This window comes from Streptomyces sp. 3214.6, from assembly GCF_900129855.1.
GTDB lineage: Bacteria > Actinomycetota > Actinomycetes > Streptomycetales > Streptomycetaceae > Streptomyces > Streptomyces soliscabiei.
Genome location: NZ_LT670819.1, coordinates 3,035,266 through 3,048,935, shown reverse-complemented (window position 1 = coordinate 3,048,935; position 13,670 = coordinate 3,035,266). Strand labels below are relative to the sequence as shown.

The following is a 13,670-nucleotide window of genomic DNA, read 5'->3' as shown; positions in this document are numbered from 1 at the left end:
GCGCGGCCGCGGGTCACGCGGCCAGGGGAGACCCGACGGCGGGTGAGCCGTGCGGGCACGACAAAGGCGGTACGCAGAACAAAGGCGGTACGTGGAGCGTGCACGTCGAACGCGTGCGACTGTGGGGTTGCTGTGAAGTAGCAGAGGGAAGAGTGGCAGTGGATTGCGCTATCTGTCAGGAGCGCGTCAGGAAGTTGGCCGGAAACAGTCCGTTGTCCGGGAGTTCATGTTCGTTATACGGACCGAAAATCTTCTGGCGGCTTCCGCTCTCCGTGCTCCCCCCTGGTTTCAGCGCTCCCCGTGGTCCCCGCCCTCCCCGTGCCACGTCCGCCACAGTGCCGCGTACGGGCCGTCCGCCGTCACCAGCTCCTCGTGCGTGCCGAGTTCGGTGAGGCGGCCGTCCTCCATCACGGCGACCCGGTCCGCGTCGTGCGCGGTGTGCAGACGGTGGGCGATCGCGATGACCGTGCGGCCTTTCAGGACGGCGGCCAGGGCGCGCTCGGTGTGCCGGGCGGTCGTCGGGTCCAGCAGGGCCGTCGCCTCGTCCAGGATCAGCGTGTGCGGATCGGCCAGCACCACCCGGGCCAGGGCGAGTTGCTGGGCCTGTGAGCCGTCCGTACGACAACCACCCCCGCTACCGCCACTGCCCCCGCTACCGCCACTGCCCCCGCCACCGCGACTGCCCTCGCCGCCGCTCCCGGCCCCGCTCTCGCCCAGCGCGGCGTCGAGGCCGTCGGGCAGCTCACGGACCCAGTCGGCGGCGCCGACCGCGGCCAGTGCCGCCCACAACTCCTCGTCGCTCGCCGCCGGTTCGGCGATCAGCAGGTTGTCGCGGACCGTGCCGAGGAAGACATGGTGTTCCTGGGTGACCAGGACGACCTGCCGGCGCAGCGTCTCGGGCGCCAGCTCGGCGACCGGCGCCCCGCCCACCGTCACCGTGCCCGCGCTCGGCGCGTCCACGCCCGCGAGCAGCCGGCTCAGCGTCGTCTTGCCCGCGCCGGACGGGCCGACGACCGCGAGCCGCTCCCCGGGCCGCACCGTCAGATCGACCCCGCGCAGCACCTCGCCGCCGCGCTCATAGGAGTACCGCACGCCGGTGACGTCGATCCGGTCGTCCGCCGGGACGGGCGCCGCACCGTCCGCTTCCGCGCGGGGCGCCCGGGCCAGGCCCTCCACCCGGGCGAACGAGGCGCCGCTGCTCTGCAGTTGCTCGACACGCACCAGGATCTGGTCGAGGGGCTCGGTGAACTGGCGCAGATACAGCGCGGCCGCGACCACCGCGCCCAGGCTCATCGCCCCCCGCGCGTGCAGCGCCCCGCCCACCAGCAGCACGCCCGCCACCGGCAGCGCGTACGACACCTCCACCACCGGGAAGAACACCGTGCGCAGACGGAGGGTGCGGAAGCGGGTGCGGCGCGAGCTCTCCAGCGCGTCCTGGGTCGCCGCCGTCCGCCGCTCCCGCAGCCGGAACGCCTCAACCGTCCGCGCCCCGGTCGCGGTGGCCGCGATGATCTCGGCGACCTCCGAGGTGGCCGCGCCCTCCGCGAGATACGCCGTGCGCGCCCGCCGCAGATACCAGCGCAGCGCGAACCAGATCGGCGTCAGCGCGAGCACCCCGACCGCACCGAGCAGCGGATCGATCACGAACACCGCGCCGAGCGTGAACAGCGCCTGGACCGTGCAGACCAGCAGCTCGGGCCCGGCGTCCCGCAGCGTCGTGCCGACGGCCGCCACGTCGGCGGTGCCGCGCGTGGTCAGGTCCCCGGTACCGGCCCGCTCCACGACCGACGCGGGCAGCGCCAGCGCCCGGCCGACGAACTCCTCGCGGACTCGGGCGAGGGTGCGTTCGCCGAAGCGATGTCCCGCGTACCGGGCCCAGCGCGCCAGCAGCAACTGCGCCGTCGCGCAGACCAGGATGGTCGCCGCCAGCCGGTCCACCGGCCCGGTCCCGTGCCCGGCCCGCACCTCGTCGATGATCCGTCCCAGCAGCCACGGCCCGGCGAGCCCGGCTCCGGCGGCGAGCACGTTCAGGGCGAGGACGCCGGGGAACGCCCGCCCGTCGGCCCGCACCAGCCGGGCCGCCGCCCGGCGCACGTCGGCGGCCTCGGCGACCGGCAGCCGGCCCGGCGCCCCGTCGGTCACCGTCATCGCAGGGCCTCCTTCGCTTCGGCGTCATCCGGTTCATCGGCGTCCCGCGCCACCAACTCCCGGTAGCCCGGCTCCTGTTCCAGCAGGTCATAGTGGCGGCCGGTCGCCGCGACCTTCCCGTCGACCAGGTAGTGCACGGTGTCGGCCTGGTCGAGGACCAGCGGGGAGGTGGTGGTGACGACCGTGGTCCGGCCGGCCCGCGCCGCCCGCAGCCGCCGCGCGACCGCCGCCTCCGTGTGCGCGTCCAGCGCCGACGTGGGCTCGACGGCCAGCAGCACCTCGGGATCGGCGAGCAGCGCCCGCATCAGCCGGACGCGCTGCCGCTGGCCCCCGGAGAGGCTGCGGCCCTGCGCGCTCACGGGCGAGTCGAGCCCCTCCGGCAGGCCCTGCACGATGTCGTCGGCCGCCGCCGCCCGCACCGCCCGCAGAAGGTCCGCCGGGGAGGGCTCACCTCGTCCGGCGACCACCTCGCGCAGGCTCCCCGCGAACAGGTCGGCCTCGTGGTCGGCGACCAGGATCTGGGCCCTGACCTGTTCCAACGGCATGGCGTCCAGCCGTACCCCGCCCCAGGTGGCGTCCGAGGGGCCGTACCGGCCGAGCCGGTCCACGACGGCCGTCACCTCCGCGTGCCGCGCGCCGACCAGAGCGGTCAGCCGGCCCGGTGCCGCCCGCACCCCCGATCCGGGGTCGTGCAGCACGGCCGGCTCGGCGGGCGCGTCGGCGGTCCCGGTGTCCGGGGCCGGCTCCAGCCGCAGCAGCCGGACCACCCGCCGGGCGGCCACCACGCCCCGGCTGAGTTCGTAGCCCATGTCGACGAGGAACGCCACCGGGCCGACCAGGACGGCGACATAGCCGTACACCGACACCAACTCGCCCACCGTCAGGTCCCCTTGGGCGGTGAGCCGGGCCGCCAGCCAGGTCACCACCGCGAGGAACAGCGTCGGCAGGCCCATCCCGAGCGCCTGCATCCAGCTGGTGACCGCGCCGACCCGATAGCCCTGCGCCCGCAGCCGCTGCGAGTCACGCTTGAAGGCGTCCGCGAACAGCCCTTTGCCGCCGAGCCCGTTGAGCACGCGCAGCCCGCCCGCGAGGTCGCCGATCCGCGCGGTGAGGACGCCCTGCCGCTCCCGGTACTCGGCCTCGGCTCCCTGCAACCGCGCCATCAGCGGCCCCACCAGCACCGCGATCACCGGCATCCCCAGCAGCACCACCGCCGCCAGCAGCGGCGACACGGACAGCAGCAGCCCGGCGACGAAGACATACACGACGACCGAGCCGACGCCCGGTCCGATCACCGTCAGCGAGCTCGCGATGGTGTGCACGTCGCCCACCCCGATGGTGACGACCTCCCCGGCCCCCACCTGCCGCGACAGTCCGGCGCCGAGCCGCACCGTCTGCCGGACGACGACCTTGGTGGTGCGGAAGAAGCCGTCCATCCGCACCCGCGTCATCGTGCGGTGCCGCACGATGCTCACCCACGAGTTGAACGCGCCCACCGCGACCATGGCGGCCGTCCAGCCGGCCAGTACGGCCGTGTCACTGGGCTCCAGCCCGTCGTCCACCGCTCTCGACAGCAGATACGGCTCCACGGCCATCAGCACCATCCAGGCGCTGGCCAGCACCGCCCCCGTCAGCGACCGCCACGGCTGGCAGCGCACCAGCCACGCCAGATACGCCCAGCCGCCGCGGTGGTCGGGCGTGCCGGGATCCTCGTACGCGTCGATCATCCACTCGTCCTTCCGGCCCCCCGACCCCCTGAGTGTCTACGCCAGGCTGTCCCGCCAGGCCCGGTGCAGGTCCGCGAACCGGCCGGTGCCCGCGATCAGTTCGGCCGGGCTGCCGTCCTCCACGATCCGGCCGTGCTCCATGACCAGGACCCGGTCGGCGATCTCCACGGTCGACAGCCGGTGCGCGATCACCACCGCCGTACGGCCCTTCAGCACCGTCGCCATCGCCGCCTGCACCGCACGCTCGCCCGGGACGTCGAGCGAGCTGGTCGCCTCGTCGAGGATCAGCACAGCCGGATCGGCGAGCAACGCCCTTGCGAACGCCACCAGTTGACGCTGCCCGGCGGAGATACGGCCGCCGCGCTTGCGCACGTCGGTGTCGTACCCGTCGGGCAGGGCGCTGATGAACTCGTGCGCGCCGATCGCCTTCGCGGCCCTTTCGATGTCCTCCCGGCTCGCGTCCGGCCGCCCGATGGAGATGTTCTCGGCGACGGTGCCGGAGAACAGGAACGCCTCCTGCGTCACCATGACCACCCCGCGCCGCAGCTCGGGCACCGGCAGCTCGCGCAGGTCGACCCCGTCCAGCAGCACCCGGCCCCGCGAGGGGTCGTAGAAGCGGGCGAGCAGCTTGGCCAGCGTGGACTTGCCGGCGCCGGTCGAGCCGACCACGGCGACGGTCTGCCCGGCGGGGAGGGTCAGGTCGAAGCGGGGCAGGACCTCGCCGCCCGTGCGGTAGCCGAAGGAGACCCCGTCGAACACGACCTGCCGGCCGGGTTGTTCGCCGGCGAGCGCCGGGAGTTCCCTCGGCGCCGTGGGCTCCGGCACGGACGGCGTCTGCGCGAGCAGGCCGGCGATCTTCTCCAGCGAGGCGGCCGCCGACTGGTAGGAGTTGAGGAACATGCCGAGCCGGTCGATCGGGTCGTACAGCCGCCGCAGATAGAGCACCGCCGCCGCCAGTACCCCCAGCTCCAGCGAGTCGTCCGCGACCCGCATGGCCCCCCACAGCACGATCGCCGCGACCGCCGTGTTGGCGACCAGCCGCGACCCGACGACGTACCGGGCCATCTCCAGCAGGGCGTCGCCGTTGCGCCGCTCGTGCCGCCGGTTCAGGACCCGGAAGCCGGCCTCGTTGACGGCCTCGCGGCGGAACGCGCGCACCGGCCGGATGCCGTTCATCGTCTCCACGAACTTCACGATCACCGCGGCGATCGCGGTGGACCGGGCGGTGAACACCCGGCCCGCGCGCCGCCGGTAGCTCCGGACGAGGAGGTAAAGCGGCAGGAACGACGCCACCGCGACGGCGCCCAGGCCCAGGTCCAGCCAGAGCAGCATCGCGGAGATGAACAGGAAGGACAGCACTACCGTCACGAGTTCCTGCAGACCCTCGTTGAGGAGCTCGCGCAGGGCCTCCACATCGCTGGTGGAGCGGGAGATCAGCCGGCCCGACGTGTAGCGCTCGTGGAAGTCCAGGCTCAGCGCCTGCGCGTGCCGGAAGATCCGGCCCCGCAGGTCGAGCAGCACGTCCTGGTTGACGCGGGCGGAGACGATCAGGAACGCGTACTGCAACGCGCCCGAGGCCAGCGCGCACAGCAGATAGCCGACGCCCACCGCGACCAGCGGCCCTCGGTCGTCGGCCCGGAACGCCGGCACGGCACGGTCGATGGCGTACGCCACCAGCAGCGGGCCCGCCTGCACGGCCGCCTGCTGGAGCAGCAGCAGAAGGGTGGTGAGGGCGACGCGCGCCCGCATGGGGGCCAGCAGGGACCGCAGCAGCGCGCGGGTGGCGCCGGGCGGGGTGGGCAGGACGTCCCGGTCGAAGGGGTCGTCGGCGGAAGCCCGCAGGGGGGCCTCCTGGTCGTCGTCGGCGGTTTCGGGGGAGGCGGTGGCGGGGGCGGTCATCGGCGGTCGGCCTCCTGTTCCCCGGACAGGGTGGGGGACTGGTCTCCGGACATGAGGTGGGCGTACTCGGCGTTCGTGCGCAGCAGTTCGTGGTGGGTGCCGACGGCGGTGACGCGCCCGTCGGACAGCAGGGCGACGCGGTCGGCGAGGAGCACCGTGGACGGGCGGTGGGCCACGATCAGCGCGGTGGTGTCGGCGAGGACCTGCCGCAGCGCGGCCTCCACGGCGGCCTCGGTGTGCACGTCCAGCGCGGACAGCGGGTCGTCGAGGACGAGGAACCGGGGCCGCCCGACGACGGCTCTGGCCAGCGCGAGCCGCTGCCGCTGCCCGCCGGAGAGACTGAGCCCCTGCTCGCCGACCTGGGTGTCGACGCCCTGCGGCAGGGCGCGCACGAACTCGGCCTGTGCCACCTCCAGGGCCCGCTCCAGCTCGTCGGCGCCCGCCTGGTCGTCCGCCCCCATGAGGACGTTCTCCCCGACGCTCGCGGAGAACAGGGTCGGTTCCTCGAAGGCGACGGCGACCCGCGCGCGCAGCTCCTCGCGGGGCATCGCGGTGATGTCCTCGCCGTCGAGGGTGATACGCCCGGCGGTCACCTCGTGCAGCCGGGGGACGAGTGCCGTGAGGGTGGTCTTCCCGCTGCCGGTCGCCCCGACCAGCGCCATGGACTCACCGGGCCGGATGTGCAGGTCGACGCCGTCGAGGGTGGGCCGGGAGTCGGGGGCCGCGTCGGGGTAGCGGAAGGTGACGCCGTGGAACCGCAGTCCGCCGCCGCCCTCGGAACCGGACGCACGGTCGTCGAAGCCGCCGGGTTCCTCCGGCAGTTCGTCCATCACCTCGAAGTACCGCTCCGTGGCCGTGGCCGCCTCCTGGCTCATCGCCAGCAGGAACCCGATGGAGTCCACCGGCCAGCGCAGCGCGAGCGCGGTGGACAGGAAGGCGACCAGGGTGCCCGCGGACAGCTCGCCGTCCGCCACCCGCACCGCCCCCAGCACCAGTGCGGCCCCGATCGCCAGTTCGGGCAGCGTCACGATCACGGCCCAGATCGTGGCCAGCAGCCGCGCCTTGCCCAGCTCGGTGCCGCGCAGGGTCGACGACAGTTCCCGGAAGGCCCGCGCCTGGCTGCGGTGCCGGCCGAAGCCCTTGATGATCCTGATCCCGAGGACGCTCTCCTCGACCACCGTCGTCAGGTCCCCGACCTGGTCCTGGGCGCGCCGCGCCACGACCGCGTACCGGCTCTCGAAGTACACGCACATCACGACGACGGGGATGGCCGGCCCGAGGATGACCAGCCCGAGCGTCCAGTCCTGGATCAGCATGATGACGACTCCGAGAAGGATCGTCACCGAGTTGACCAGCAGGAACGTCAGCGGAAAGGCGAGGAACATGCGCAGCAGCCCCAGGTCGGCCGTCGCCCGGGACAGCAGCTGCCCCGACGCCCACCGGTCGTGGAACGCCACCGGCAGCCGTTGCAGCCGCGCGTACAACTCGGCCCGCATCTCCGCCTCGACGTGCGACAGCGGACGCGCCACCAGCCAGCGCCGCGCCCCGAACAGCAGCGCCTCCGCGAACCCGAGCAGCAGCAGACAGAGCGCGCCCAGCCAGACGCCGGCCGTGTCCCGGTCGGCCACGGGGCCGTCCACCATCCACTTCAGGACGAGCGGGATCACCAGGCCCGTACAGGAGGCGAGCACGGCGACGAAGGCGGCCGTGAACAGCCGTAGCCGTGCGGGACGCACGTACGGCCACAGGCGCAGCAGGGAGCGTACGGCGGAGCGGTCGGGGGTGGTGGTTGCACGTGTACTGGCCATCACCGCGAGCCTACGGACCGGCACTGACAACGCCCACCGAGTTTTGGCCGGACCGGGCTCGGACCCTGGTCCTACGACCTGCGTGTTCGAGCCGTTCGTTCGAGGGGTCGTACCGCCGTATCCACCGATCGGCTGATGCGCGTTCGAGCGAGCCGGCCGATGTGCGGGCCCGGCGCCGACCGGAAACCTGGTGGCATGCCCGTCATCGAAGTCACCGAGCTGCGCAAGTCCTACGACGGCCGTGCGGTCGTCGACGGCGTGTCCTTCGCCGTCGAGGAGGGCGAGATCTTCGGGATCCTCGGCCCGAACGGCGCCGGCAAGACCACCACCGTCGAGTGCGTCGAGGGTCTGCGCGTACCGGACGCCGGCCGGGTCCGGGTCACCGGACTCGACCCCGTCGCCGACCACGCGCGCGTGGCCCGCGTCCTCGGCGCCCAGCTCCAGCAGAGCGAACTGCAGCCCAAACTCACCGTCCGGGAGGCCCTGGAGCTGTACGCCTCCTTCTACCCGAGGCCGCTGGACTGGCGTCCGCTCGCCGAACGCCTCGGTCTGACCCCGAAGCTGTCCACCCGGTTCGCGAAGCTCTCCGGCGGCCAGAAGCAGCGCCTGTTCATCGCGCTCGCCCTGATCGGCGACCCGCGGATCGTCGTCCTGGACGAGCTGACCACCGGCCTGGACCCGCGGGCCCGGCGGGACACCTGGGCGCTGATCGAGGACGTCCGGGCCAGTGGCGTGACGGTTCTCCTGGTCACCCACTTCATGGAGGAGGCGCAGCGCCTGTGCGACCGGATCGCCGTGATCGACAAGGGGCGGGTGGCCGCCCTGGACACCCCGACGGGACTGATCCGGCGCTCGGCCGGGGCCACCGTCATCAGCTTCACCCCCTCCGCCCCGCTGGACGAGCGTGACCTCGCCGTCCTCCCCGCGCTCGCGTCCGTCGAGCACAAGGACGGCCGTATCACCCTCTCCGGCACCGACGAGACGGTCAACGCCGTCATCACTCTCCTGGCCCGCCACCGCATCACCGCCCATCAGCTGCGCGTCCTGGACGCCACGCTCGACGACGCGTTCCTCGACCTGACGAAGGCCGAGACGAACGCCGACACGAAGGAGGGTGCGGCATGAGCACCGCCGTACTGAGGACCGAGGTCCGTCTCTTCCGCCGCGAGCCCGGAGCCATCTTCTGGATCCTGCTCTTCCCGACCCTGCTGCTGGTGATCCTCGGTTCCGTCCCGTCCTTCCGGGACCACCAGTCCGACCTCGGCGGACTGCGCACCATCGACGTCTACGTCCCCGTCGCCGTGCTGCTCGGCATGATCGTCGGCGGTCTGCAGGCGATGCCGCAGACCCTCACCGGCTACCGGGAGCGCGGCATCCTGCGCCGGATGGCCACCACGCCGGTCCGGCCGAGCGCCCTGCTGTCCGCGCAGATGGTGGTGTACGGCGGTGCCGCCCTGGTCTCCGCGCTGCTCGCCCTCGCGGTCGGGCGGCTCGGCTTCGGCGTACGCCTGCCGCAACAGCCCCTCGGATACGTCCTCGCCCTGCTGCTGGCCGTTCTGGCCGCCCTTGCTCTCGGATCGGTGGTGGCGGCCCTGTCCCGTACGACGAAGATCGCGGGCGCGATCGGGTCGGCCGTGTTCTTCCCGTCGATGTTCTGCGCCGGCGTGTGGGCGCCGGTGCAGTCCATGCCGCACCTGCTCGCCCGGATCGTCGGCTATACCCCGTTCGGGGCGGCCGCGCAGGCACTGAACCAGGCGGCGGCCGGGCACTGGCCGGGCTGGAGCCACCTGGGCGTGCTGGCGGTGTGGATCCTGCTGCTGACGGGTGCGGCAAGTCGCTGGTTCCGCTGGGAGTAGGGGCGGTTCCGTGCAGACTGGGGACATGACCGCGGTGGACAGCCAGATCGACCGGCGCTGGGACCAACTGCACACCTGGGGGCCGTACGGGCTGCTCTGCATCGGCCTGGTCCCCGCGCTCGCGACCGCCGACCTCCATGCCTCCCCGGCCAAGTGGTACACCGCCTGGGCCCTGCTCGGCACGGCGGTCGCGCTCCAGCTGTGGTGGCACGGCGTGCGGGTGCGCCGGCCCGGCCGCGGCCGTACGCCGTCCCGGACCGGGACGGCGTACTACGTCGTCCGCTGGGCCCTCGCCTTCGTCCTCACCTGGATCAACCCGTTCTTCGCGTTCTACGCCGCCGCCGGCTACATGGACGCCGACGAGACGATCCCGGGCAGGCGGTGGCAGCGGCTCGGGCTGCTGGCGAGCGCGGTCACCGTGGCCGGCGCGCAGGCCGGCGGGATGCCGTTCGGGAGCGGGGTGCAGTGGGTCGTCTTCGGCGCGCTGCTGATCGCGAACTCGGGCCTGCAGATGGTGGTCGCCCATCTCACCGAGCAGGAGATGCAACGGGCCCGCGAACGCACCGCGACCATCGCCGAACTCGAACGCACCAACGCCGCCCTGCAGCAGGCCCTCGACGAGAACGCCGCCCTTCACGCCCAACTCCTCGTCCAGGCACGGGAGGCCGGGGTCGCCGACGAACGGCGGCGGCTCGCCGCCGAGATCCACGACACTATCGCCCAGGGCCTGACCGGCATCATCGCCCAGCTCCAGGTCGTCGCGAACACGCCCGACCGGGACCAGGCCCGCGAGCACACCGACCGCGCCATGGACCTGGCCCGGCACAGTCTCGGCGAGGCCCGTCGCTCCGTGCACAACCTGGCCCCGGTGGCGCTGGAGAACGACGGACTGCCCGAGGCCCTGAAGAAGACGGTCGTCGAATGGGGCGAACGCACCGGCGTACGCGCCGAGTTCACGATCACGGGCACGGCCGAGCAGCTCCACGACGAGCTCGCCGCCACCCTGCTGCGCATCGCCCAGGAGGCCCTCTCCAACGCGTCGCGGCACGCCGGGGCGACCCGGGTCGGCGTCACCCTCTCCTACCTGGGCGACGAGGTCATCCTCGACATCCGCGACGACGGCGTCGGCTTCGCCCCCGACGCCGTGCGCACCCGCCCCCGCACCCGGTCGGGCGGCTTCGGCCTCGACGGCATGCGGGCCCGCGCCGAACGCGTCGCGGGCGCCCTGACCGTCGAGTCCGCGCCGGGGCAGGGCACGGCGCTGTCGGCTCACGTACCGTTGATCCGCCATGAGTGACGCACCCCTGATCACCCTGCTGATCGTCGACGACCATCCCGTCGTACGCGACGGTCTGCGCGGCATGTTCGAGTCCGCCGCCGGCTTCACGGTCGTGGGCGAGGCCGCGAACGGAGTGGAGGCGGTGGCGACGGCGGAGACGGCCGACCCGGACGTGATCCTGATGGACCTCCGCATGCCGGGCGGCGGTGGGGTGGACGCCATCCGTGAACTGACCCGCCGTGGAGCGCGTGCGAAGATCCTGGTCCTGACGACCTACGACACCGACTCCGACACCCTCCCCGCGATCGAGGCGGGCGCGACGGGCTACCTGTTGAAGGACGCCCCCCGGGACGAGCTGTTCACGGCGGTCAGGGCGGCGGCGGAAGGCCGTACGGTGCTGTCGCCCGCCGTGGCCACCCGCCTGGTCTCCGCGGTCCGCACGCCCCGCGCGCCCGCGGCCGAGCCTCTCTCCGCCCGCGAACACGAGGTCCTCACCCTGGTCGCCAGGGGCACCTCCAACCGGGAGATCGCCCGCGAGCTCTTCATCAGCGAGGCCACCGTGAAAACCCATCTCACCCATCTGTACGCCAAGTTGGGCGTCAACGACCGCGCGGCAGCCGTGGCGACGGCGTACGAGCGGGGGATCCTGGGCCGGGGCCGGCGGTGAGCGCGCGACGCGGCGGTTCGTGAACTCGCCGCCCTCACCCCACCACCCGCAACAACAGCACCGCCCGCCCCGGCACCGTCACCGCCACCCCTGCCGGATGCGTCACCCCCGGCGCCTCCCCCTGCTCCTCGCTCGACGTGTCGACGACCACCTCGTACCGCTCCGCCCACGGCGGCCCCGGCAGGACGAAGTCCACCGGACCGTCACCGGCGTGCAGGACGGCGAGAAAGCTGTCGTCGGTGATCGGCGCGCCCTGTTCGTCGCGGCCGGGGATGTCCCGCCCCGAGAGGTACATGCCGAGAGTCGCGGCGGGGGCGTACCAGTCGCCCTCCGTCATCTCCGTGCCCCGTTCGGTGAACCAGGCCAGGTCCCGCAACCCGTCCGCCGAGTGGGCCCGACCGGAGAAGAAGGCCCGGCGGCGCAGCACCGGGTGCCGGTGGCGCAGGGCGATCAGCCGGGACGTGAGGTCGAAGAGCGCCCGCCAGCCGGGCTCCTCCAGCAGGCCCCAGTCCAGCCAGCTGGTCTCGTTGTCCTGGCAGTAGGCGTTGTTGTTGCCCTGCTGGGTGCGTCCGAGCTCGTCGCCCGCGACCAGCATCGGCACGCCCGTCGACAGCAGCAGGGTCGTCAGCAGATTCCTCAACTGCCGTCGCCGCAGGGCCAGTATGCGCTCGTCGGTGGTGTCGCCCTCGGCCCCGCAGTTGAAGGAGCGGTTGTCGTTCGTGCCGTCCCGGTTGCCCTCGCCGTTGGCCTCGTTGTGCTTGCGCTCATAACTCACCAGGTCGCGGAGGGTGAAACCGTCGTGCGCGGTCACGAAGTTGACCGACGCGTACGGGCGCCGGCCGCCCCACGCGTACAGATCGCTGGAACCCGACAGGCGGTAGCCCATCTCCCGTACGTCCGGCAGCGCGTGCCGCCAGAAGTCGCGTACGGCGTCGCGGTAGCGGTCGTTCCACTCCGTCCACAGGGGTGGGAAGGCGCCGACCTGGTAGCCGCCCGAGCCCACGTCCCACGGTTCCGCGATCAGCTTCACCCTCCGGAGCACCGGGTCCTGCGCGATCACCGCGAGGAACGGGGACAGCATGTCGACGTCGTGCATGGAGCGGGCCAGCGCCGCCGCCAGGTCGAAGCGGAAGCCGTCCACGCCCATCTCCGTCACCCAGTAGCGCAACGAGTCGGTGATCAGCCTCAGGACATGGGGCTGGACGACGTGCAGGGTGTTTCCGCAGCCCGTGTAGTCGGCGTAGCGGCGGGCGTCCGACTGGAGGCGGTAGTAGCCGCGGTTGTCGATGCCCTTCAGCGACAGCGTCGGGCCCAGTTCGCCGGCCTCCGCCGTGTGGTTGTAGACGACGTCGAGGATCACCTCGATCCCGGCCGCGTGCAGCGCGCGCACCATCCGCTTGAACTCGCCGACCTGCTGCCCCGTCGTCCCGGCGGCCGAGTAGGCGGCGTGCGGGGCGAAGTAGCCGATCGAGTTGTAGCCCCAGTAGTTCTTCATGCCGCGGCGCAGCAGATGGTCCTCGTGGGCGAACTGGTGGACCGGCAGCAGCTCCACCGCCGTCACGCCCAGCCGCACCAGGTGGTCCACGGCCGCCGGATGGGCCAGTCCGGCGTACGTGCCGCGCAACTGGTCCGGAATCCCCGGGTGCCGTCGCGTGAAGCCGCGCACATGGAGTTCGTAGATGACCGAGTCCGCCCAGGGCGTCTTCGGACGGCGGTCGTCGGCCCAGTCGTCGTCATCGTGCACGACGACGCCCTTGGGGACGTGCGGCGCCGAGTCCCGTTCGTCGCGGACGGTGTCGGCGACCTGCTGCTGGGGCCAGTCCCGGACGTGCCCGTACACCTCCGGCGGCAGCCTGCTGTAGTCATTTCCTTTGGCGCCGTCCACCGCGCGGGCGTACGGGTCCAGGAGCAGCTTCGCCGGGTTCCAGCGGGCGCCGGTCCACGGGTCCCAGCGGCCGTGCACCCGGTAGCCGTAGCGCTGGCCCGGCATCACGCCCGGCACGAAGCCGTGCCAGATCTCGTGCGTGAGCTCGGTGAGCGGGGCGCGGGTCTCCCGTCCCGTCTCGTCGAACAGGCACAGCTCGACCGCCTCCGCGCCCCCCGCCCACAGTGCGAAGTTGGTGCCCGCGACGCCGTCCGGGCCGACCCGGAAGCGGGCGCCCAGCGGGGTGGGCGCGCCCGGCCACACGGGTGGGCCCGGCACCTTGCGCGACGCACCGTTCACCACGGTGTCCGGCGCGGCGCGCTTCGCCGCCACCGTCTCCTGCTCGGCTGCGCTGGACACCG

9 protein-coding genes are annotated in these 13,670 nt (G+C 72.9%); 4 read left to right on the top strand and 5 right to left on the bottom strand.

The genetic code is table 11. The annotated features are described in order from the left end of the window. Positions 1 to 288: 288 nt before the first annotated feature. From B5557_RS13540 to B5557_RS13525, 4 genes are read right to left on the bottom strand one after another with little or no spacing between them, the layout of a single operon-like run. On the bottom strand, positions 289 to 2,148 hold the full coding sequence (locus B5557_RS13540; RefSeq protein ID WP_079659399.1) for an ABC transporter ATP-binding protein: 1,860 nt from the start codon (positions 2,146 to 2,148) through the stop codon (positions 289 to 291). Continuing rightward, entirely contained in the window at positions 2,145 to 3,875 is a 1,731-nt protein-coding gene (locus B5557_RS13535; protein ID WP_079659398.1) for an ABC transporter transmembrane domain-containing protein, read from the bottom strand. The genes B5557_RS13540 and B5557_RS13535 overlap by 4 nt, the downstream gene beginning before the upstream one ends. A gap of 36 nt (positions 3,876 to 3,911) precedes the next feature. Beyond that, the gene (locus B5557_RS13530) at positions 3,912 to 5,774 is read right to left on the bottom strand and encodes an ABC transporter ATP-binding protein (protein WP_079659396.1); all 1,863 of its coding nucleotides are present in this window, start codon (positions 5,772 to 5,774) and stop codon (positions 3,912 to 3,914) included. After that, positions 5,771 to 7,582: an ABC transporter ATP-binding protein gene (locus tag B5557_RS13525; RefSeq protein WP_079659395.1), complete on the bottom strand. Its 1,812-nt coding sequence runs from the start codon at positions 7,580 to 7,582 to the stop codon at positions 5,771 to 5,773. Before B5557_RS13525 ends, B5557_RS13530 begins: the two co-directional genes overlap by 4 nt. 195 nt (positions 7,583 to 7,777) lie before the next feature. Here B5557_RS13525 and B5557_RS13520 point away from each other — a divergent pair, with 195 nt between their 5' ends. From B5557_RS13520 to B5557_RS13505, 4 genes are read left to right on the top strand one after another with little or no spacing between them, the layout of a single operon-like run. Continuing rightward, positions 7,778 to 8,707 carry an ABC transporter ATP-binding protein gene (locus B5557_RS13520; RefSeq protein ID WP_079659393.1) on the top strand — a complete coding sequence of 310 codons (930 nt, stop codon included), beginning with the start codon at positions 7,778 to 7,780 and terminating at the stop codon, positions 8,705 to 8,707. After that, positions 8,704 to 9,438 (top strand): ABC transporter permease, encoded by a 735-nt coding sequence (locus B5557_RS13515; RefSeq protein ID WP_079659392.1) that lies wholly within the window; start codon positions 8,704 to 8,706, stop codon positions 9,436 to 9,438. The genes B5557_RS13520 and B5557_RS13515 overlap by 4 nt, the downstream gene beginning before the upstream one ends. Before the next feature lie 25 nt (positions 9,439 to 9,463). Next, on the top strand, positions 9,464 to 10,735 hold the full coding sequence (locus B5557_RS13510) for a sensor histidine kinase (protein ID WP_079659390.1): 1,272 nt from the start codon (positions 9,464 to 9,466) through the stop codon (positions 10,733 to 10,735). Then, positions 10,728 to 11,384 carry a response regulator gene (locus B5557_RS13505; RefSeq protein WP_079659389.1) on the top strand — a complete coding sequence of 219 codons (657 nt, stop codon included), beginning with the start codon at positions 10,728 to 10,730 and terminating at the stop codon, positions 11,382 to 11,384. Before B5557_RS13510 ends, B5557_RS13505 begins: the two co-directional genes overlap by 8 nt. Before the next feature lie 34 nt (positions 11,385 to 11,418). On the opposite strand, the gene glgX is transcribed toward B5557_RS13505, so the two are convergent. Beyond that, positions 11,419 to 13,668, bottom strand: a complete 2,250-nt coding sequence (gene glgX / locus B5557_RS13500) for a glycogen debranching protein GlgX (RefSeq protein ID WP_079659387.1) — start codon at positions 13,666 to 13,668, stop codon at positions 11,419 to 11,421. Positions 13,669 to 13,670: the final 2 nt, after the last annotated feature.

Bases quoted from the DNA above. Each gene is read 5' to 3' on its own strand.
- B5557_RS13540 (WP_079659399.1), bottom strand. From the start codon at position 2,148: ATGACGGTGACCGACGGGGCGCCGGGCCGGCTGCCGGTCGCCGAGGCC.
- B5557_RS13535 (WP_079659398.1), bottom strand. From the start codon at position 3,875: ATGATCGACGCGTACGAGGATCCCGGCACGCCCGACCACCGCGGCGGC.
- B5557_RS13530 (WP_079659396.1), bottom strand. From the start codon at position 5,774: ATGACCGCCCCCGCCACCGCCTCCCCCGAAACCGCCGACGACGACCAG.
- B5557_RS13525 (WP_079659395.1), bottom strand. From the start codon at position 7,582: ATGGCCAGTACACGTGCAACCACCACCCCCGACCGCTCCGCCGTACGC.
- B5557_RS13520 (WP_079659393.1), top strand. From the start codon at position 7,778: ATGCCCGTCATCGAAGTCACCGAGCTGCGCAAGTCCTACGACGGCCGT.
- B5557_RS13515 (WP_079659392.1), top strand. From the start codon at position 8,704: ATGAGCACCGCCGTACTGAGGACCGAGGTCCGTCTCTTCCGCCGCGAG.
- B5557_RS13510 (WP_079659390.1), top strand. From the start codon at position 9,464: ATGACCGCGGTGGACAGCCAGATCGACCGGCGCTGGGACCAACTGCAC.
- B5557_RS13505 (WP_079659389.1), top strand. From the start codon at position 10,728: ATGAGTGACGCACCCCTGATCACCCTGCTGATCGTCGACGACCATCCC.